At 65.6% G+C, this 20,020-nt stretch carries 20 protein-coding genes and 2 tRNA genes; 7 read left to right on the forward strand and 15 right to left on the reverse strand.

Features of this window, described 5'->3' with window-relative positions; all coding sequences use genetic code 11:
- Positions 1-145: 145 nt before the first annotated feature.
- On the forward strand, positions 146-1,024 hold the full coding sequence (locus tag ACSC1Y_RS09385; protein WP_435334571.1) for a transcription initiation factor IIB: 879 nt from the start codon (positions 146-148) through the stop codon (positions 1,022-1,024).
- Here the strand turns inward: ACSC1Y_RS09385 and ACSC1Y_RS09390 are convergent.
- From ACSC1Y_RS09390 to ACSC1Y_RS09420, 7 genes are all read right to left on the reverse strand, one after another.
- Positions 981-1,667: a MinD/ParA family ATP-binding protein gene (locus ACSC1Y_RS09390; protein ID WP_435334654.1), complete on the reverse strand. Its 687-nt coding sequence runs from the start codon at positions 1,665-1,667 to the stop codon at positions 981-983. The genes ACSC1Y_RS09385 and ACSC1Y_RS09390 overlap by 44 nt on opposite strands.
- Complete coding sequence (locus tag ACSC1Y_RS09395; RefSeq protein ID WP_435334572.1) at positions 1,664-2,086, reverse strand: DUF7857 domain-containing protein; 423 nt, start codon at positions 2,084-2,086, stop codon at positions 1,664-1,666. The genes ACSC1Y_RS09390 and ACSC1Y_RS09395 overlap by 4 nt, the downstream gene beginning before the upstream one ends.
- A 25-nt stretch (positions 2,087-2,111) precedes the next feature.
- Positions 2,112-3,011: a DUF7856 family protein gene (locus ACSC1Y_RS09400; RefSeq protein ID WP_435334573.1), complete on the reverse strand. Its 900-nt coding sequence runs from the start codon at positions 3,009-3,011 to the stop codon at positions 2,112-2,114.
- A complete protein-coding gene (locus ACSC1Y_RS09405; protein WP_435334574.1) occupies positions 3,008-3,346 on the reverse strand; it encodes a DUF7855 family protein in 339 nt (112 codons plus the stop codon). The genes ACSC1Y_RS09400 and ACSC1Y_RS09405 overlap by 4 nt, the downstream gene beginning before the upstream one ends.
- 61 nt (positions 3,347-3,407) lie before the next feature.
- A complete protein-coding gene (locus tag ACSC1Y_RS09410; RefSeq protein ID WP_435334575.1) occupies positions 3,408-3,683 on the reverse strand; it encodes a DUF7854 family protein in 276 nt (91 codons plus the stop codon).
- On the reverse strand, positions 3,683-6,322 hold the full coding sequence (locus tag ACSC1Y_RS09415) for an AAA family ATPase (protein ID WP_435334576.1): 2,640 nt from the start codon (positions 6,320-6,322) through the stop codon (positions 3,683-3,685). The genes ACSC1Y_RS09410 and ACSC1Y_RS09415 overlap by 1 nt, the downstream gene beginning before the upstream one ends.
- 86 nt (positions 6,323-6,408) lie before the next feature.
- The gene (locus ACSC1Y_RS09420; protein WP_435334577.1) at positions 6,409-8,517 is read right to left on the reverse strand and encodes a S8 family serine peptidase; all 2,109 of its coding nucleotides are present in this window, start codon (positions 8,515-8,517) and stop codon (positions 6,409-6,411) included.
- 312 nt (positions 8,518-8,829) lie between these two features.
- On the opposite strand from ACSC1Y_RS09420, the gene ACSC1Y_RS09425 reads away from it, so the two are divergent.
- Positions 8,830-9,615: an alpha/beta fold hydrolase gene (locus ACSC1Y_RS09425; protein ID WP_435334578.1), complete on the forward strand. Its 786-nt coding sequence runs from the start codon at positions 8,830-8,832 to the stop codon at positions 9,613-9,615.
- A gap of 158 nt (positions 9,616-9,773) precedes the next feature.
- Here ACSC1Y_RS09425 and ACSC1Y_RS09430 read toward each other — a convergent pair.
- Positions 9,774-9,844 (reverse strand) — tRNA-Pro (locus ACSC1Y_RS09430).
- 86 nt (positions 9,845-9,930) lie between these two features.
- Between ACSC1Y_RS09430 and ACSC1Y_RS09435 the strand changes: the two genes are divergently transcribed.
- Complete coding sequence (locus ACSC1Y_RS09435) at positions 9,931-10,215, forward strand: hypothetical protein (protein WP_435334579.1); 285 nt, start codon at positions 9,931-9,933, stop codon at positions 10,213-10,215.
- A gap of 1 nt (position 10,216) precedes the next feature.
- Here ACSC1Y_RS09435 and ACSC1Y_RS09440 read toward each other — a convergent pair whose 3' ends face one another.
- The 5 genes from ACSC1Y_RS09440 to ACSC1Y_RS09460 form a co-directional block, all read right to left on the reverse strand.
- Positions 10,217-12,106, reverse strand: a complete 1,890-nt coding sequence (locus ACSC1Y_RS09440; protein ID WP_435334580.1) for an SLC13 family permease — start codon at positions 12,104-12,106, stop codon at positions 10,217-10,219.
- 60 nt (positions 12,107-12,166) lie between these two features.
- Positions 12,167-13,003, reverse strand: a complete 837-nt coding sequence (locus tag ACSC1Y_RS09445; protein ID WP_435334581.1) for a DUF7504 family protein — start codon at positions 13,001-13,003, stop codon at positions 12,167-12,169.
- A 76-nt stretch (positions 13,004-13,079) separates the two neighbouring features.
- Positions 13,080-13,826, reverse strand: coding sequence for a DUF7504 family protein (locus tag ACSC1Y_RS09450; protein WP_435334582.1), 747 nt, complete (start codon positions 13,824-13,826; stop codon positions 13,080-13,082).
- 172 nt (positions 13,827-13,998) lie between these two features.
- Positions 13,999-16,053: a DEAD/DEAH box helicase gene (locus ACSC1Y_RS09455; RefSeq protein ID WP_435334583.1), complete on the reverse strand. Its 2,055-nt coding sequence runs from the start codon at positions 16,051-16,053 to the stop codon at positions 13,999-14,001.
- A 26-nt stretch (positions 16,054-16,079) separates the two neighbouring features.
- A complete protein-coding gene (locus tag ACSC1Y_RS09460) occupies positions 16,080-16,391 on the reverse strand; it encodes a DUF7552 domain-containing protein (RefSeq protein ID WP_435334584.1) in 312 nt (103 codons plus the stop codon).
- Positions 16,392-16,562: 171 nt separating this feature from the next.
- Here ACSC1Y_RS09460 and ACSC1Y_RS09465 point away from each other — a divergent pair, with 171 nt between their 5' ends.
- Positions 16,563-17,024 (forward strand): DUF7552 domain-containing protein, encoded by a 462-nt coding sequence (locus ACSC1Y_RS09465; protein ID WP_435334585.1) that lies wholly within the window; start codon positions 16,563-16,565, stop codon positions 17,022-17,024.
- A 31-nt stretch (positions 17,025-17,055) separates the two neighbouring features.
- On the opposite strand, the gene ACSC1Y_RS09470 is transcribed toward ACSC1Y_RS09465, so the two are convergent.
- Positions 17,056-17,427, reverse strand: a complete 372-nt coding sequence (locus tag ACSC1Y_RS09470) for a cupin domain-containing protein (protein WP_435334586.1) — start codon at positions 17,425-17,427, stop codon at positions 17,056-17,058.
- A 176-nt stretch (positions 17,428-17,603) separates the two neighbouring features.
- Here ACSC1Y_RS09470 and ACSC1Y_RS09475 point away from each other — a divergent pair, with 176 nt between their 5' ends.
- Together ACSC1Y_RS09475 and ACSC1Y_RS09480 are read left to right on the forward strand one after the other, a co-directional pair.
- Complete coding sequence (locus ACSC1Y_RS09475) at positions 17,604-18,767, forward strand: CBS domain-containing protein (RefSeq protein ID WP_435334587.1); 1,164 nt, start codon at positions 17,604-17,606, stop codon at positions 18,765-18,767.
- A gap of 87 nt (positions 18,768-18,854) precedes the next feature.
- Positions 18,855-19,181 (forward strand): hypothetical protein, encoded by a 327-nt coding sequence (locus ACSC1Y_RS09480; RefSeq protein ID WP_435334588.1) that lies wholly within the window; start codon positions 18,855-18,857, stop codon positions 19,179-19,181.
- A gap of 167 nt (positions 19,182-19,348) precedes the next feature.
- Here the strand turns inward: ACSC1Y_RS09480 and ACSC1Y_RS09485 are convergent.
- A tRNA-His gene (locus tag ACSC1Y_RS09485) sits at positions 19,349-19,421 on the reverse strand.
- 130 nt (positions 19,422-19,551) lie between these two features.
- On the opposite strand from ACSC1Y_RS09485, the gene ACSC1Y_RS09490 reads away from it, so the two are divergent.
- Positions 19,552-20,010 carry a DUF5814 domain-containing protein gene (locus tag ACSC1Y_RS09490; protein ID WP_435334589.1) on the forward strand — a complete coding sequence of 153 codons (459 nt, stop codon included), beginning with the start codon at positions 19,552-19,554 and terminating at the stop codon, positions 20,008-20,010.
- The last annotated feature ends 10 nt before the right edge of the window (positions 20,011-20,020 follow it).

Below are 20,020 nucleotides of genomic sequence, written 5' to 3' on the forward strand. Positions count from 1 at the left end.
ATAAAAACGTTCGCTTCGGTCCGGCGCGGCACGCCTCCAGAGGAGTCGAAGCTACCGGTAACCGGTAGCATCCGGCGTGGAACCGAGCCAGTTTCCACCCATTCTTTCCTTCATTTAAGTATACTATCGGCTCGAACGTAGAAGTATGAGCAAGGCACACCAGGCCTGCCCCGAATGCGATGGCTTCCTGACCAGCGACCGCGACGAGACCGTCTGTAGCGACTGCGGGCTCGTCGTCGGGACCGACCGACTCGACCGCGGCCCGGAGTGGCGCTCGTTCTCCGAGGGCGAGGCGAGTGGCAAGCGGACCGGTGCACCACTCACGCGCTCGCGGCACGACCGCGGTCTCTCCACCGAGATCGGCTTCGGTGACGGGAGTGCGGTCCGACTCACCGGGCGCAAGCGACGGCAGCTTGCTCGACTTCGGAAGCAGCACAACCGCGCCCGAATCGCCACCAAGACCGACCGGAACCAGGTCTACGGCTTCACCGAGATTCGTCGCATCGTCGGGTCCCTCTCGTTGCCGCGACCCGTGCGCGAGCAGGCGTGTCGCCTGTTCGAATCCGCCCAGAACGAGGACCTGCTCCGCGGCCGCTCGCTGGAAGGCTTCGCCGCGGCGGCGATCTACGCGTCCTGCCGGGTCAACGGTATCTCCCGGACCGTGGGCGAGGTGGTCGACTGCGCTCGCGCGGACGAAGCAGAGCTCCGGGCGGCCTACGACGCGCTGAACCGCGAACTCGGCCTTCCGACCGGTCCCATCGACCCCTGCGAGTATCTGGCCCGGTACGCGAGCAAGCTCGACCTCCCTCAGGCTATCGAGCGTCGCGCCCGTGAACTCGTGACCGCCGCAGTCGAGGACGGGGCCGTCGCCGGACGGAACCCGAGCGGTGTGGCCGCGGGGGGTCTCTATGCGGCCGCGAAAGATGCGTCGACCACCCTCACGCAGGCGGAGGCTGCCGCGGTCGCGGACGTCTCGACGGTCACCGTCCGGTCGGCGTTCTACGCGCTCGTCGACGAGGCGTGACCGCCCGGGCGAGCCGGTAGAACGCGTCGGTCGCCTCGCTGTCCGGGGCAACCGCACTGACCGGCAGCCCCGTCGCGCCTGCCTGTGCGACCGCCGCCGACTCCGGGACGGCCGTCACCGGCGCGCCGAGAACCCGCTCGATGGCGTCGAGCGGCGAATCGCGGTCGGCCCAGTTGACGACGACCTGTGCGAGCCCGGCATCGAGTTCTCGCGCGAGTGCCCGTGTTCGAAGCGCGTCCGGGAGCGCGAAGGCGTCCGGACGGACGACCAGCACCGACCGGTCGGCGACCAGCAGTGGGATGCCCGCGTCGGCGGCCATCCCCGCCGGACAGTCGACTATCACGGAACCGTAGGCCCGATGGATGGCGCGGACCGTCTCGACCAGGCGCGTTACGTCGGCCGCGTGTGCTCCCGCGAGCGAGCGACCGCATGGAAGTAGTTTCACCGGCCCTTCCTCCCTGACCGCCTCGACCGGGTCTGCTCGTCCTGCCAGCACGTCGTGTAGGTCGGGTCCGGTACCCGTTGGAAGGTCTGCCATCCCCAGGTCGCCATCGACGACGACCGCGCCCGTCTCCGCTCCCAGGTTGTACGATACGGTGGATTTGCCGACGCCACCTTTTCCGCCGGTCACCGCGAGTATCATCGCGACGTCCGCATCGCGCACGCCCCGTCACGCCGGGCGGCACGTCCCAGCGACTGCGGGACCACGTCTCCCGGCGGTGTCGGATCGCCGAGGGTACGGACGAGGCCGGCCGCGGAGATATCCAGTGATTCCTCGTCAGTGGGCTGCTCCGAGACGAGAGAGAGCAGAGCGCCGTCTGCCGCTTCAGGTGGGTCGGGACTGGCGAATCCGATGCCGCGAATTCCGCCCGGTGGTATCACGCACGTGACTGCGTCGTCCTCCCACCCCGCTTCTGGCATACCCTGTCTGCGTGGCGGCCACACGTTCGGGAGCCCGCTTTCGAGCGTCACTTCACGCGCTCTCGTTTCGTCGTTCGTGAGCGTCGCCGCGACGAACGTCACGCACTCTCGTCGATCCGTCCTGACGTCGAGTTCGACCATGCCCACTCTGGACCCCTGTTCGGATTTAAACCGTGATGACGGGTGCGGCGAGCGTCGAGGCGGCTGCCTCCGCCGACTCGAACCGCTCGCACGCCAGCACGACGGGGGCACGGACTGCAGCCACGCGAACGATGGCGAGTGCAGCAGTCACCGGGTCTTCGGGAACGGAGGCCGTGCCGGCGTCGACACGGTCGTTCGCGGCGTCACCGTTCCCAGGAACGGCCGCCAGTGCGGTCTCGAACTCGTCGTGCATCCGTCTCGCGAGCCACGCATCGGCCTTCCGCTGCAGGTTGTCGCGGCGGTCCTGTAACTGCAGCAACCGCTGGCGGGCGTCCCACGAATCGAGAGCGGCCACTCTCGCCCTGCTGAGCGTCTGTTCGGCCGCGACACGGTCGGTTTCAACGTCGGTGAGCTGCTGGACCGTCTCTCGCAAGGTCCGTTCGACGTCGTCGGTCTCCGCGCCGAGTTCGCGCCGGGTCCGAATCGCACCCTGTAACGAAGCGACGCGCTCGCGGAGTTCTGCCTCCGTCACACCGACGGTCGCTACCTGCCGACGAGCCTCCCGGCAGTCGACAGTTGGCGGAGATGCTGCCGCTATCTCAGACTCGACAGCGGCGAGGGCCTTCGCCTGTGGTGGCTCCATTCCTCGGCTCCGAGCGGCCGCCGCGAGTGCCGACCGTCTCGAGAACTGCATTCCGTGCCGGACGAGCCCGACGAACTCGTGGACCGGTCCCGGCGTCCCGCACTCGACCGTCAATCCCCTCTCGTCCGACTGTCCATCCACGACCGTCGATTCCCCCTCGTCTGACGGTCTCTCTACTGGCTCACTACGGACGGCCGCGAGTACACGCTCTGGAGTCAGGCCGTGGTCCCGCAGGTCGACCGCGAGCCCCGACCGTTCCCACTCCTCCCCACGGATCCTCACAGCTGTCGTCGCCGCATCGACTCGGCCGTCGGGTGGTCGGTCCCGACGGCGAACTTCTCGTACGGCGTGTAGGGCGACTCGCGCGACTCGAACGCCTCGGCCGCCCGCCTCACCCGGTCGAACACCGGCTCGAACTCGTTCAGCGGTTCGGTCCGCTCCACCCGTACGTCGGCACCGAACCTCGCCCGTAACCGGAGCGCACAGAAGGCGCCGAACTCGGTCCGCTCGAACAGTACCGCCCGTCCCAGTCGCCTGACGACCACGTCCTCGTGCGTGTTGCAGATGTTCCGAAGCGTCTGCCGCGACGCCTTCGAGTACGCGATGACGAGGAACACATATTTGTAGAGAATAAACTGTGTAAAGAACTGTTCGGTTACCGGATGGCCGCGTTCGCCGTCAGCCCGAGATCCGTTCCGCGTCCAGTGCCTGCGGGGCGTCCGTCCACAGCTCACGCGTTCGTTCCCTGGCCTCCGTCGGCCCGGACGCGACGACGACGACGCTCCTCTCGGAATCGGATACGCGGTAGACCGCGAGCTCGGGCACGTCGAACTCGCTGACGTAGGTCCGGAGGATGGCCTGCACTCGCTGTTCCAGGGCGGCGAGGCCGACCTCGCCGCGTTCGAACTCGCCGAGGGCTTCCTCGACGTTCCTGATCGCGGATATCCGGTCCATCACGTCGTCCGCAGGTGGTCGGTGCGCGGTTCGTACACCTCGCCCTTCTGTTTCAGCTTCTCTATCTCGTGTTCCGCCTTCGAGTGGTCCATGCCGATCTCCTCGGCCCGCTCCATCACGACGTCGACCGGTGCGCCGTCGTCGTAGTCCTCCTCGATGTCGCCGATGAGCTGTTTGAGGTTCTTGATGCGGTCGCGCTGGCTCTTCGACGTCCCCGTCTCGATGACGTCCGCGTCGAACTCACCCGTCTCGGGGTCGACCCCGATGTTCTGCAGGCACTCTCGGACAATAGCGACGACGCGCTCCGCGTCGGACTCCTCGACCGTATCCGACAGTCGCATCCGCGCCGACGCCTCCGACAGCCGCACCAGCGCCTCCAGCTTCCGGGCCGTCACCGGCACCGGCGCGTCCTCGTCCTGCCCTTTCGAGCGCAGGTCGACGTAGAAATCACGGATGGTCTCACGCGCCTCCTCCGTCATCCGCGGGTAGCAGTTCTGCTTCGCGTAGGCGATGTACTTCCGCACGAGGTCGGCGTCGATGTCCGGGTCGACCTTCTCCGTCATCCGGGCGACCTCCTCGTCGTCGACGTCGTGGTTCGTCATGTTGTTCCGCTGCGTGTGGAGCTCGCCGGCGTAGTTCGTGTTGAGGATGTGTTCGGCCAGGTCGCGGTCCTTCTCCGGGCTCGGGTTGTCGGTCACCGTGAAGATGAGGTCGAACCGCGAGATAAGCGCCGGCTCCAGCTCTATCTGCTCACCGATGGGCTCGTACTGGTCGAAGCGACCGTATTTCGGGTTCGCGGCGCCGAGCAGCGAACAGCGCGACTTGAGGGTCGCGTTGATGCCCGCCTTCGAGACGGAGATCTTCTGCTGCTCGAGGGCCTCGTGCATGGCAGAGCGGTCCTCGGAGTTGTGGACGACCATTCCATTGGCGACGAAGTTGTGGGTTTCCTCGACGGTGAGGTCGTAGACGTAGTCGAACTCCTCATTATCCAACTTGGAAACAGAATCGACGCGGTGGCACTCGACGTCATCGCTGAACGTTTTCGACTCTAAATCTGCTACTAAACCGCCGTCGTAAGCCATAATCGGGTCCTCAGTAGGTACAAATGTCCAGTCCCCAGCTTCGAGCTCCGCTGCCGGTCGTTCGACCCGTTCACCATTCTCCAGCACAAAGAACGGATGGTCGGCAGTCGCACGAATCTGCTCACCGGTCTGGAGGGTTACCTCCCTCAGTTCGGAAGGAGCTTCGTACTCGTGGATGGCGGTGATTGGCCGCCGTACGAGATTCCCGGCATCGTCCATAGTCCAGGCTTCGAACTCACCGCCTCGAATTGTTCTCCCATTGTCTAGTTCTTCAACCTCTCCTGACTCTGCTAATTCTCGAGCGAGGTCGCGAATTCTCGAAACCTGCCCGTCTCCAAGGTGAACCAGTGTGTCTCCAGTGACACAACGCATCTTGTCCAGCTCGTCGACCGCCGCGATTCCCTGGTCTGCGAGCACGAGCGCACCGGCTTCGAGGGTCCACTGCTGGCCGTCGCCGAAGTCATCTCTCACAGCTGCAGCGGTAAGGCCGGCGCTACTGCTACCTTTCCCAGACGTATACACCGACCGAGGTGCAATGTTCTGGATATATCCTAGCATCTGACTCTTTCCGGTGCCCGGGTCCCCGATCAACAGCATGTGCAGGTCGCCACGGATTCGCGACCCGTCGGGCAGGTGCTTCGTCACGCCGGAAAACAGCTGCAACATCATCGCGAGCTTCTCCTGCTCGTAACCGAAGATGGAGGGGGCGATGGAGCCGACCATCTTCTCGTAGATGTCGGGCTCGTTCGAGAGGGAGACGATCTCCTTCTTGTCCTCCTCGGTTATCTCCATGTCCTCGAACTGCTCTTCGTCGACCTCGACGGAGACGCCCTCCATGTAGTGGTCGAAGATGGGCGACTTCTCCTGCTGGTTGCCCTGCTGTTCGAGGCGGAGGATGCCGGTCGCGGCGACGTGGTCGCCGGGGGTGACCTCGCCGGTGATGTCGTCCTCGATGTGGACGTCGAGCGCCTGTGGGGTCTCGCCGCCGCGGAGGCCTTCGGGGGACTCCTGGATGCGGAGCTTCTGGGCGTCGACGAACTCGGACTGGTCGTTGTTGAGGATGAACGGGCCCTGTCGCTCACAGCCCTGGCACTCGTGGGGTTCCTGGAAGGTGCCGGTGGACTGCGGGATGCGGGTGAGGGTGCCACAGCGCTGGCACTCGAAGGCGGCGACCTCCATCTTCGACTTGACGTCGGTCGCCTTGCGGACGATACCGCGGGCGGTGATGAGCGTCCCGATGTCCTTCGAGCGGATGGCACGGATGTCGATGGAGTCGGGGAGGGGCTGGATGCGGACGTGGGCCTGTCCGAGGCTCACGTCGACCGGGAGGTCGTAGAGGCGGAGGGCTTCCTCGGCGTACTCCTGGAGCTGTTCGGGCTGGTTGCGGTAGTCGTCGGCGAGGTCGGGGTCGAACGTGTAGAGGTCGTCCCAGTCGACGAACAGCGAGCGCTGCTCGTTGGGGTACTTCTGTGCGAGCGTCCCGATCTCGTCTCGATAGTAGGTCCGGTAGAACTCGAGAAACGCGTCGACGAGTTCGGCGTTGTCCCCTGCGGCCATTGAAGCGGACTAGGGGCGGCTTCGCCTATGAAGGTTGGCAAAGTGGAACGGAAGTAGTGGGCTGGACGAACGAGAAACGAGCGGGCTCAGTAGCCGTAGATGGTGCCTGCGCGTTCGAAGACCGTGTAGCCGACGACCTCCGAGGTGTGAGAGGTTTCGCTGTCTGCGCTCTGTTCCTCTTCGACCTTCACCTCGACGCCGTCGCCGTCGAGGTTCCGGTAGCGCAGCCCTGCCGGGTCGCCGCCGTCGGTCGTTTGCATGGCGGCGAGGAAGACGGGTGCAGCCCCGTAGCTTGCCGCTCCGAAGTCCACCCGCTTCCAGCCGTGTGTCATCACGTCGTTGGTCGTCGCGACTCGCATCGCTGTCCCGTCGAGGTCCGCATCGCCCTCGACGAGTGCGACGTAGCCAACCTGCTCGACGACGTGTGGGCCCTCTGCTTCCTCTTCTGCGACCCAGACGGTGAAGCCGCCGGTCGTGATGCCCTTCACCCGCGTGACGACTGCGTCTGGACCGTCGTACGTCTGGACCTGTGACAGGACGACGGGCGTCTCGTCGAACGGAGCCGAGAAACTGACGAAGTCCGCGTTCTCGTCGGTCAGCGTGGTCCCCGCTTCGACGACCCGACCGTCGGCCAGCGTGTGGACTCCCCGCTCGAGGACGAGGTACGAGACGGTCTCTGCGACGTGGCCGCCGTCGAGGTAGTTCCACTCCTCGAGCTTGAACTGGAAGCTGCTCGACTGCACGTTGCGGACCCGGACGTGGACGGGCTGGACGCCGTTGTAGCTGGCCGGGTCCATCACGACGACGGGGTCGTCGAAGCTGTTGGACAGCGAGACGGTGTGCCACTGTGCGCGGCCGCCCTGCGAGACGGTGACAGTGCCGGTCTCGCCGATGGTGACTGGGCCAGCCCCAGTCTGTAGCCCGGCGGCGAGCACCCGGTCGACCTGGACGAGCCCGTGGCCGGTGTCGCGGTCGAAGCCGGCGGCAGCGATGTCCGCGGCGGTGTCGACCAGACGAGTTCGGACGGCTGCCGGTGAGAGGTCCTTCGCCCCGTCCTGCATGTCCTGTGCGAGCACGAGAGCTGCCGTCGCGGAGACGTGCGGGGTCGCCATCGAGGTGCCGCTCTTGTACGAGTAGCCGTTGCCGCGCTCGGTCGAGTAGACGCTCACGCCGGGACCGGCGATGTCCACGTCCGGCCCTTCGGCGCTCCACGACGGTGTCCCGTCGTCGCTGTTCGTTGCGGCGACGGCGATGGCCCCGCCGCATTTCGCCGGGTAGCGGACGTCGTCGGTGCCCGTGTCGCCGTCGCCGGTGTTTCCGGCCGCGGCGACCACGACGACGCCCGCGTCGACGGCACGGTTGACTGCGTCACACAGTCCGCCCGCCGTCGGGCCGCTAAGGCTCATCGAGAGTACGTCGGCGTCGTCCGGTGTACCGATGATGCCGTCTGGACCCTTCACGGCCTCGTCCATCCCGGTCATGATGACGGAGTAGGGACCGTTCCCGCCGTGGTCGAGGACCTTGACGGGGTAGAGCTGGACGTGTGGTGCGACGCCTACGACACCGAGCCCGTTGTCCTCGGCGGCGATGGTGCCGGCGACGTGGGTTCCGTGGCCGTTGTCGTCGTCCGCAGCGTCCTTGCCGTAGGAGAGCTTCTCCGTCGGCCAACAGATCACCCACAGGCACTCTTCGCCGGTGGTGACGCGGACGCCCCAGTCGGCGACGTTGTTCCGGAGGTCCTCGTGGTCGTAGTCGATGCCCGTGTCGACGACGGCGACCTGGACCTTCTCCTGGTCGTTCGGGCTGATTCCGGCGACCGAGATGCCGGTTGCAGCTCCGACGCGCGCGATGCCCCAGGGTTCGGTCTGGCTGCTCGCGCTCACCTGTGGCTGCGGGATGGCGGTCGCGACGGCGTCCGGGTAGACGCCGGCGACGTGGGGGTTGTTCGCCAGCCGTGGAATCGCCCGTTCGGGAATCATCGCGAAGACGACCGGGACGAGCTGGATGTCTCGACCCCCGGTCACGTGTCCACCGAGTGCAGCGACCGGGCCGTCGGCTCGTACCGTGTGGTCCTCGAAGACGACGATGACGCGGACGAGTTCACCCTGGCCGTGGTCGGTGCCGCCGACTACTCCGGTGACGGACGAGAGCAGGATGACGGTGACGAGCGCTACCGCGACACCGCGTCGGCTCATCGCGACCACACTCTGACGGGGTTCGCACTCGCCGTCCAACACCGCCGACTCACTCTCCCCTTCGCCGATACCTCCGTCTGCGTCTCTGCTCTCGGTGTCATGTCTGTCGTCGGACGGAGCCGTCGCTCTCGGCAGTCCCGTCGCCGATGTGGGCGGCCCGTATATACGTCCCGTTGACGCTTCGACCGGTTATGAGCATTCTCGACCCGTAACGCGGTCACCGGGGCCGATTCCACTCCGTCTGGGTAACCCTCAGCGAGCGATACCTCCCAGTGGGCACGTACAAGTGCGCGCGAACCGGAACTCGACCCGATGCGCGCCCACCTCCGCCGATACGCTCCCTACGCCGTCCTCGCAGTGGTCGTCCTGCTCGCCCTCTCGCTCGCCGGCGCGTACGTCTACTTCGACGTCCTCGCGTACCACGCCGAAGAGCCCGTCTCCGCGGTCGAAGCCGAACACGAGGTGACGGTCGAGCCGGCCCACGGCGGCTACGTCATCCGCGACTCCGACTCTGCCCCCGAGACCGTGGGACTCGTCTTCTACCCCGGCGGACGCGTCGCCCCGGACGCCTACCTCGAGACGCTCGCCCCACTCGCCGCCCAGCACGACGTCACGGTCTACGTTCCCGGGATGCCGCTCAACCTCGCCGTGCTGGACGCCGACAGGGCGAACACCGTCATCGAGGCCGACGAGACGGTGACGGACTGGTACGTCGGCGGCCACTCGCTCGGCGGCGCGATGGCCTGTCGGTACGCCGCGAACCACGGCGACCGCGTCGACGGCCTCCTGCTCGCCGCCTCGTACTGCGACGTCGACGTCTCCGGGTCGGAACTCTCCGTGCTCACCGTGACGGGAACCAGGGACGGTGTCCTGAATCGTGACCGGTTCGAGGAGGCCCGGACGAACCTGCCCGCCGACGCCCGGTTCGTCGCCATCGAGGGCATGAACCACTCGCAGTTCGGGAACTACGGCGGCCAGTCGGGCGATTCGAGGGGGACCGTTTCGACTGGAGCTGCCCACGAGCGGTTCGTGGAAGCGATCGCCGAGTGGCTGTGTGCTGCGGAGGAGGAAGTGGTGTGCGGAGACCGGTCAGGGTGAGACTGGTCGTCGACGTTCTCCACTTCGTCACTTGGTCGTTGACTGGTGCAGAACCGCGTCGCTCGCCATCCAGATTCTTCACTTCGTTCAGAATCTGGGACCACGGTCGCTCGCTGCGCTCGCGACCTGGTCCAATTTTTCTCGCTGCGTTCGAAAAGTGGGACCGCTGAGAGTCGAACTCAGGTCCTAGCGTCCCAAACGCCAGAGGATACCACTACCCTACGGTCCCGCAATGCGTTTTTTAGTGCGTCCGGTGTAAAGCGTTTCGTTCTCGCCGTCCCTCAATTTATCCCTGCGCCGCGCTTCGAACCAGTCGTGGTCACCACGGTCGAACTCGCCGTCCTCGTCCTCGCACTGGCCTTCCTCGTCGGTGCGAGCCGTATCGTAAGGACGGTCAAACCCTTCGTCGTCAACGCAGTCGTTGGGCTGCTGGTGCTGCTGGTCGCGGCATGGTTCGGTCTCGGCGTCACGGTCACGCCGCTCGTGCTGCTCGTCGTCGCGATCGCTGGCGGTCCGGGTGCCCTGCTCGTGATACTGCTGCACGTCTTCGACATCGCGTTCGTACTCGGGCCGGTCGCCGGTGTTGCGCTGCTGGTCTAACTCAGAACAGCGTCCAGATACCGATCGTCGTCACGACGGCGAAGATGAGCTGGAGCGGCGTCCCCACCTTCGCGTAGTCGGAGAACCGGTAGCCACCGGGACCGTAGACGAACAGGTTGGTCTGGTAGCCGACCGGCGTCATGAACGCCGTCGAGGCGGCGAACGTGACCGCGAGCACGAACTGGTAGGGGGATGCACCCGGCAGCTGGGCGGCTGCGTCGAACGCCACGGGAATCATCAGGACGACGCTCGCGTTGTTGGAGATGACGTTCGTGAGGGCCGCCGTCAGGACGTAGAACAGGCCGAGGACGGCGATGGTCGGCAGGACGGCGGCGCTCTCGACGAGCAGTTCCGCGAGGTACTGGGCCGCGCCGGTGTGCTGCATCGCCGTCCCGAGTGGGATGACGCCCGCGAGAAGGACGATGACGTCCCACTGGACGGCGTCGTAGACCTCACCGGGTTTGAGACAGCCGGTGACGACCATGGCGAGGGCGCCACCCAGCGCGGCGACCACGATGGGGAGGAAGTCGAGGGCGGCCAGGCCGACGACGGCGATGACGATGCCGACAGCCACCGCCATCCGGTCCTCTCGGTAGTCGTGTTGCTCTATCTCCTGGGCGACGATGAAGTCGCGGTTGAGGTCGAGGCGTTCGATGGACTCGGCGGTCGCCTGCACCAGCAGGGTGTCACCGACGCGGAGGACGATGTTGTCCATCCGCTTTCGGATGAGCTCGCCACCGCGCCGGAGCGCGAGCACGGTCGCGTCGTAGCGCTGGCGGAAGTTCGACGAGGCGAGCGACTCGCCGACGAGGTCCGAGCCCGGTGCGACGACGACCTCGACGAGGTTCTCCGTGGTATCGGCCTGTTCCAGCTCCTCCTCGGTGACTCGCACGTCCGGGACCAGACTGAGCCCCTCGACGTCGATGAGTTCGACGAGCGTGTCCCGGTCGGTCCGGACGGTGAACACGTCGCCGGCCTGGATGGCCTTCGGACCGAGCGGCTCGAGGAACACCTCGTTACCACGGATGAGCTGGACGAGGTCGACGTCGAAGTCGGTCTCGACCAGCGCGTCACGGACCGTCTGACCGATGAGCGGCGAGTCCTCGCGCACCTCGACCTCGGTCAGGTAGTCGGCCATCCGGAACTCCTCGGTGAGGTCCTCCTGCGGCTTGATACGCTCCGGGAGGAGGTACCGGCCGATGAACAGGAGGTAGACGAAGCCGACGGCGGCGACGACGACGCCGAGTTTCGTGAACTCGAACATCGAGAAGCCATCTGCGAGCCTGGCGACCGCCGGTGTCGGATTCTCGGTCGCGCTCGCGATGTCGCTGGCGACCTGGCTCGCGAGGATGTTCGTCGAGGTGCCGATGAGGGTGAGCATCCCGCCGAACATCGAGGCGTACGAGAGCGGAATGAGCAGCTTGGAGGGGGAGGTCTTGCCCTTGTGGGCGATGTCGGTGACCATCGGGAGGAGGATGGCGACCGCGGCGGTGTTGTTGATGAATCCGGAGAGCGGACCGACGACGCCCATCGTCGCGGTGAGCTGTTTCGTCTCGCTCTCTTCGGTGACGGCGGCGATCTTCCGGCCGAGTATCTGGACGATACCAGTCCGCTGGACGCCGTCGGAGAGGATGAACATCGCGAGGACGGTTATCGTCGCCGTCGAAGCGAAGCCGGCGATGCCCTCCCCCGGGTAGTCGCCGAAGACCTCGATAGGGCCCGCGATGAGGCCTAACTCGGCCAACTGGACGGTCAGTGGCGTGACCACGAGTAGCGTCACCATGATCCCGAGCGCCGTGATGTCTACTGGTACGGGCTCCGTGGCGAACAGAACGAGCACCACGAACACCAGGGCGAAGACGAAGACGGCGGCGGGTGAGAGCGCTACCACAGTCCAGTGAGAGGTCGGGGTCAAAGAAAAGCCTACGGAACGAACACACCGCGAAGCGGCTCAGTCGGGGAGCGCGTTCGCGATGTCCTCGTCCGATGCCTCACCGGCGGTGCTGTCACCGCCCCCGGAGTTCTGGGTCGACGAGTCTCCCGCGCCACCGTTCTGGCCGTCTGCGACGTCTTCGGCCCCGGCCTCGACTGCTGCGGGGGTAGCCGTGCCGGACTCCGTCTCATTCGCCGGGTCGTCGAGGTCCAGCGCGGCAGTCCCGCGAGCGACGTCTCTGTCGCTCGCCCGGCTTCGCCGGGTCGGAACGAGCTGTTCGATGTCTATCTCCTCGTGCAGCGTCTGGTCGAAGATCTGCTCGAACGTCAACTGGAGCCGCTGGCCGTGGGCGTTCGGGTCGAGGTGGAAGTGAGCGGTCGCTCCGGCCGAGCGCAGCCGGCCGGCGAGGACGTGGCAGAACTGGAAGACGATCTCCGGGTCGTTCGCCTCGAGGAGCGCCGTGAGCGAATCGAAACAGACCGACAGCTCGTAGCCAGCACCGCGCCACACCTGGCAGAACTGGCTGATACGTCGACCGAGTCCCTGTAGGTCAGACGGGTCCGTGATGGCCGTCTCGACGATGGGTTCGCTGAAGTCCGGGTCACCGGTCGTGACCGTGCGCATCGTCTCGCCGACGGTTATGACCCCTCTCTTGGCCGGCTGGCGGCCGCTGGAGAGTGCTCCCAGGTCGAGACTGTCGGTCACGTCCTTGGCGAAGGTGACGACGAGCTCCGCCCGTCGGGCGGCCTCACAGACCGTCATGAGACGGTCGCAATGCTCGCCGGCCTCGTCATCGGTCGTCTCGTCGAGGAGCAGTGTACACCGGTGGCTCCTCGCTCGTCCGCTGTCCGTCATCGCATCCTCCCCACACCCGTTCCCACCGGGTGAGCGTACGCAGTGTCGTGGTCTGACATGAGATGGTCTCTGGCCGCTATACGTCGAGCAGCTCCGTCTCGAGCCGGTCGGCGATGTCCTCATCCGACGCTTCCCGGATCTCGTCCGGGCGGCCCAGCTCTCCGTCTCCGACGATGGAGTAGTTCGCCTCCTCGCCCCAGCCATCCGTGAGCGCGGCGATGTCGTCGTCGGTCGCCTCCACGAACTCCGACAGCGCGTCCGCGTCGGTCGTCTCGCCGACGGTGTCGTCGTATATCGACTGGAACGTGGCGACCGTCTGGTCCGCGTGTCGGGCCGTATCCAGGTGGAAGTGTGCGAGGGCCCCGACGGACGCGAGCCGGCTGTTGAGGACGTGGCAGAACTGGAAGACGACGTCAACCCCCGCGTGTTCGAGCAGCTCCGACAGCGAGTCGAAGCAGACGACGATGTCGTAGCCGTCGGCGTCCCACCGTTCGCAGAACCGGCTTATCGCGGTCCCGATGCTCTGGAGGTCGCCCGGCGACTCGACGGCGTCCATCGGGACGGGTGCGTCGAAGTCGGTTCCGCTCTGGGCCGTCGACCGAAGGACGTCGCCGACCGAGACGATGCCCTTCTTCGCGGGCTGGGTCGCGGAGTGACTGCCGAATCCCGTGGTCTCCGCCTGTGCTTTCGGGAACGAGACGGTCAGTTCTGCGCGGTTCTCGGCCGGTACTGCGTCCAACAGCTCCGAGCAGTAGTGGCAATCGTCTGCGACCGCCGTCAGGAGGACGTTCCCCGTGTCCCCGATTGCGTCGATATCGTTCATGGTTCTCGTAACGGGCAGACCCCCGGTTCGTGAAGACGGAAAGAGTGGTACTGTATTGATAGCTTCGGCCGTTTGAGAGGTAGCTAATGACTGTTGTGGCCAGATGGGTGGCGCGTCGTTGGTCGCGGAGAGGGTCGGTATGGGGGTCTTCGCCGCGGGACTCCGTCGACCGCTACAGCTCCTGGTCTTTCAGCTCGATGTCGGCCACGACCTCGTAGGGGTGTTTCTCCTTCCGGATGCCGTCGAGGATGGTGAACGAATCACCCGGCGTGAGGAAGTGCGTACAGACGACGCGGCCGAGGTCGGTCGGGGCGAACCCGTCGATGAAGCCGTACTCGAGGAGCTTGCCGATGGCGTGCTTCGTCGGGACCTGTCCGAGCATCCGGTCGTTCAGCTTCTTCGCTCGCTTGCCCGCGACCGTGATGTTCGCCAGGGTCTCCTCGATGGCTGCGTCCTCGTCGTACCGGGTCATCACCGGCTCCATCTCGCCTTTGAGCAGCTTGAACGCGACCTCGTCCTCCGACATCTCCATCGAGTTGTGGTAGGTGCAGTCCGGCTCGACCAGCATGTAGACGGTCCCGCGGTCGTGGTAGTCGGGCCGGCCGGCGCGGCCGAGCATCTGGCTGAACTCCTGGACCGAGAGCCACTCGATGCCCATCGCGAGCGAGTCGAAGATGACCTGCGAGGCGGGGAAGTCGACCCCGGCTGCGAGTGCCGCGGTCGTGACGACCGCGGAGAGCTCCTGGTTGCCGAACCGACGCTCGATGCTCTTGCGTTTGCCGTAGTCCAGACCGGCGTGGTAGGCCGCGGCGTCGTACTGTATCTTCCGGGCGATCTCGTGACAGCGCCGGCGCGAGTTGGTGAAGATGATGGTCTGGCCGCGGTAGCCCTTCGAGGACTTGCGGTCGAACTCACGTTTGACGAGCTTGTTCTCGATGTCGACCTTCTCCTGGCTGCCGGCGAAGGTGACGTGGCGCTCGATGGGGACCGGGCGTTCTTCGAACTCGATGAGCTTCGCACGGAGCGCCTGGGATAGCTCGCCCGGGTTACCGACGGTCGCGGAGAGGTAGATCCACTGCGCGCCGTCGTAGCTCTCGCGCCTCTTCTGGCGTTCGTCGCTGTAGTACTTGAGGCGGGAGATGAGCCCGTCGAGCCGGTGGCCGCGCTCGTCCTCTTTGAGCGTGTGGACCTCGTCGATGACGACGGTGCCGACGTCGCCGAGGTCCCGCCCGGAGCGAAGCGCGTGGTCGATCCCCTCGTAGGTGCCGACGATGACGTCGGCGGAGGGGTCGAACTTGTTGCCCGATTTGGAGACGCGGCTCGCGCCGACGCGGATGGTCACGTCGACCATGTCGCCGTAGCGCTCCTCGAAGTCCTCGTGCTTCTGGTTGGCGAGTGCGACCAGGGGGACGAGGAACAACATCTTCCCCTTGCCGTTCAAGACGCGGTTGATACCGGCCAGCTCGCCGATGAGCGTCTTCCCGGTCGCCGTGGCGCTCACGACGAGCTGGTCGTCGCCGTCAAAGAGGCCGTTGTCGACCGCGAGCGACTGTACGGGGAGCAGCGTCTCGAACCGGTCTTCGAGCATCGACTGGAGCCCCGGATGGAGGTTCAGCGTGTCCGTCCGGACGAGGTCGACCTCGTCCGTCGTCGCCGATATCTCGTCGAACCGGGTCAGGTCGGGATCGAGCTGCCCCTTCAGCAGGTTCGTGATGCGCTCGAGGTCTCCCACGTCGAGCATCAGCTCCTCGAGGCGGTCGCGAGCGGCCGCGGTGAACTCACCGCGGTAGGAGAGTTCTTTCTCCAGTTCGGTCCTGGCACAGTCGACACAGATCGAGTCCTGTCCGGACTTCACCGAGCGGTCGGCGGTGATTGGCGAGTACCGGCCGTCGTTGGCGCAGTACCGACAGGTGCGGACGACCTTCGCCTCGAGCTGGTAGCCGTCGAGCATCTCCTGTAGCTCGCGGCGGCCGGTCCGGCTCGTCTGCTCGGAGATGCGGATGCGAGTCGCTCGGCGGGCTATCTCGACGAACTCGTCGGGACTGCGCGGTTCCTCGGACGAGCCGCGGATGACCCGGAACTTGCCGGGACGGGGACCTGCACTGGTCTCTTTCAGTTCCAGCTTCGACCGGAAGACGCGCTCGCCGTCGCGCTGGACGACCGCGAGGTAGTTGCCACCGGCCTCGTGGAGGAACAACGTGTCGACCCGCTGCACCTGTTGTGACACGCGCGAGGATACGAGAGTGGGGTATTTCAGGGTTCTGCGTTGCTACCGCCCGGCACCGCCTGTGCCCCGGCCGCGTCGACCGACCCGTCGGTCTCTTCACAGACGATGAGGTCGCAGATCGGGACCGAGGGGTCGTACAGACGCAGGTACGCGCGGTAGCTCGCGACGACGTCCGCGGCCTCGGCCGCGGTCGCCCTGGCGTCGAACCGGAGGCCCTCGGCCGGTGCCGGCGTCGTTCCGCTCTTGGCACAGACGAGGTAGTACGGACCACCGGGGGCGTCCAGAGCGTCGAGGTGCTCGCGAATCGAACCGAACCCGTCTCTCTTGCCCACCATCATCACTGGACATCAGGGTTCTCTATGGAAGAACGTTATGATTTTGGTGTGGCAAGTATTACCTGCTGCGGGAGGACGTTATTTAGGCCTACCGAAAGCTACCGTTCTCGTACACGAGACGCTCTGAGAGCCGACTCCGGTATCTTTTTAGGTTTGCCTAAATACCCGGTAAACATGAGCGATACCGCGGAGCGACTGCGGACTGCCCGCGACACGATAGAGGAGCTGTCGGCCGAAGACGGCGACTTCGTCGTGGCCTGCGCCCTCACTGGCAACCGGCCCGCGCCCGTGACCGGTGCGCGGTTCGGTTCGCGTGGCGACGCAGAAGCGGCAGCGGAGGCGACGAGAACCTACCAGACGGCGTTGCGTGACATCGACCCCGACCATCCACGCTACCGCCCGACCGTGTACGAGGACGACGCAGACGGCGCCCGACTGGACGTCACGTCGACTCGCTCGCGGACGAACGGCCTCCGTTCGAACGGACTGCCCGCGACCTCCGAGTCCGTCACGGTCTCGAACGGTCGCGACGGGGAATGGCTCCGTATGGACAACGCCCCGCTCATCCACCTCGGACAGGACGACGGCCCATTCGACGACGACGTGGTGGCGCGACAGCTCGACGTGAAGCTCTGAGTCCGCGACGAATCGAATCAGCCGCCTGTCGCTACTCCTGCAGTTCGATGGTGTCGTCACCGTTCGGTACGGCACAGAGGAACGCGCCAGTCGTCTCGCTCTCGTTCCGGTACCAGTGGACCGTTCCGGCCGGAATCAGCAGCGAATCGCCCGCACTGACCGTGTACTCCTCGTCGCCGATACCTACGACGTACTCCCCTTCGAGGACGTACTGTTCGTGTTCGACGGCGTTCGTGTGCTTCGGAACCTCGGTACCCGGGTCGAGGGTGAACCGTCTGATGGCGAAGTTCGGCGCACCGTGTTCTTCGGCGACGAGGACGCCCTTCTCGAGACCGTCGGCGGCGGCGACGGGTTCGTAGTCGATGTCTTCAGCGCGGCGAACCAGTGGTTTCGGGTCGCTCATACCTGTGGCTACGCCCGGCGAACACTTAGCGGCGGGGGAACGGATGTGCGTGACGGAGGACGGTGCGTGACGGGCCATGCGAAGACACCGCTGGCCGTGCGAAGACACCACCGGCCGTGTGTAGTAGACGCCCGTGCGGCCTCCCCTTTAAGCCAGTTCCGCCACTACTGTCTCTCATGCGAAGTTTCCGTATCGGGTCCGTGTTCGGCATCCCGATCAAGCTGGACCTCACCTTCTTGCTGGTCCTACCACTGTTCGCGTACCTCATCGGCAACCGGGTTGAAGCCATCGCCGACCTGATGAACGCGACGCTCGGGGCCGACCTGGCTATCGGTCCCCTCACGACAGGGGCAACCCCGTGGGTGGTCGGGACAGCCGCCGCCGTCGGCCTGTTCGTAGGCGTCGTGTTGCACGAACTCGGACACTCCGTCGTAGCGATGCGGTACGGCTACCCCATCGACTCCATCACGCTCTGGATATTCGGCGGGATCGCCGCCCTCTCGGAGATGCCCGAGGACTGGAAGCAGGAACTCCAGATAGCCATCGCCGGCCCCGTCGTCTCCGTGCTCGTCGGTATCGGCTCGGCCATCGGGTTCCTGCTCTTCCCAAGTGGCTACGCGGCCCCCAGGTTCGTCCTCGGGTATCTCGCACTGATGAACGTCTCGCTGGCAGCGTTCAACCTCCTGCCGGGCTTCCCCATGGACGGAGGTCGTGTCCTCCGTGCCCTGCTGGCTCGAAAGCGACCGTACGCCCGGGCGACCCAGATCGCAGCCGAGGTCGGCAAGGCCTTCGCACTCCTCCTCGGGCTGTTCGGCCTGTTCACCTTCCAGCTCCTGCTCATCGGTATCGCCTTCTTCATCTACATCGGCGCCTCCAGCGAGGCCCAGCAGGTCGTGATGAAAGCGACGTTCCAGAACGTCACCGTCCGCGACATCATGACGCCGTGGGACAGCCTCAGGACCATCGAGGCCGGCGACAGCGTCGCCACGCTCATCCAGCGGATGTTCGAAGAGCGCCACACCGGCTATCCGGTCCTCGAAGATGGCACCCTCGTCGGCCTCGTCACGCTCGAAGACGCCCGCGAGGTCGCCGCCGTCGAACGCGACGCCTACCGCGTCGAAGAGATAATGACCCGCGAACTCGTCACCATCTCGCCCGAGGCCGACGCGATGGAGGCGCTCCAGACGATGCAGGAGACCGGCGTCGGTCGTCTGCTCGTCACGGACTATCACGACGACCTCGTCGGCCTCATCACCCGGACCGACCTGATGACCGCCTTCGACATCATCCAGAAGAGCGGGTCGTCGAGTCCGACGCGGCGGCCGGGGACGGCTGACTGAGTCGGGCGTAGCGAGGCTGGAAGAGCCAGTACGAGGGTGGGACGAATCGGGAGGGGAATTTATGACAGTTCGGGGAGCTGTCTGTGTATGGGAGAGAAATCCGACTTCCGAGACAGGATGGTCCGAAACGGGCTCCTCGCCGCGGTCCTCATCGGCTACGGCGCACTCGTGCTCGGCGGCTTCGTCGCCGTGTTCTTCGCGACCGCGTGGCTGGACACGAACGTCCTCCAGCCCATGGTCGGTGGCAGTGACCTGCTCACCCTCGTCCTCTTCGGCGGAGTCATGTGTTCGTTCGTGTGGGTGGTCTTCCGGCTCGGTGGCTCCGAGTCGACCGGGGGGTCGGGACCGGGTGCCCCGTCTTCGATATTCATGATGGGGAGTCTGGGAGACGACGACGATACTGGGGGACGATAGCGGCCCTCGCCAGCGGGCGAATCGAGTGTCAACTGTCGGGTACGAGTGAGTGGCACGACTGCGCACTGGCAGTTGCAAGAGTCGGACATCTGATTCCTCTTCACCCCACGACAGTTCGCGGCACTCGCCGACGCGAGTACACGCTCACTGGGTTACGTTCGGAGAAGGTCCAGGTGCGAGAATTGAACCCGCGTCTCAGCCTCCACAAGGCTGAAGGATAGTCCACTACCCCAACCCGGACACTGTGTGCATCGATTCCTACTCCAGCGTCGTAAAAATACGTTACGACTCGGCCTTCCCACGACAGACAGACACACGCGCGGGTGGACCGGGGCGTTTTTGCCCGTGACGACGCTACCTGTCGTCAATCGTGGCCATCACGGACAAAATCTACGTCAAGAACCACCGCCAGCTCAGCTCCGCGCTGGACACGAACATCCCGAAGGGGGCGTTCAAGGGGGCGACGCTGGATATCCTGTTCAACGGTGGCGAGGCGCTGGAGCGGCTGGACGAGACGACCCGTGAGCGCGTCCTGGACTTCGCCCAGGACTTCATGGACTGTGGCTGCAAGAACGCGCCGTACTGTGGGCACCCGGAGCGGAAGTTCATCCAGTACCTGCTCGAACTCCGTGCACAGGGGCTGAGCCCCTCGGCCATCGTCGACGTGATGACGGACGACTACATGGTCTACGCCTACGAGGGCGACATCCTCTCGTTCCTCGACGACGGGGTACGGACGCTGGAGGCGATGGAGGAACTCGCCCGCGTCGACGGAAACGAGGAGATGCAGCGGCGGGCGAGAGAGACGAAACGAGAGCTATCTGGCTGAGCGAGGTGGC

The sequence above is a fragment of the Haloarchaeobius lipolyticus genome (assembly GCF_051208015.1).
Taxonomy (GTDB): domain Archaea; phylum Halobacteriota; class Halobacteria; order Halobacteriales; family Natrialbaceae; genus Haloarchaeobius.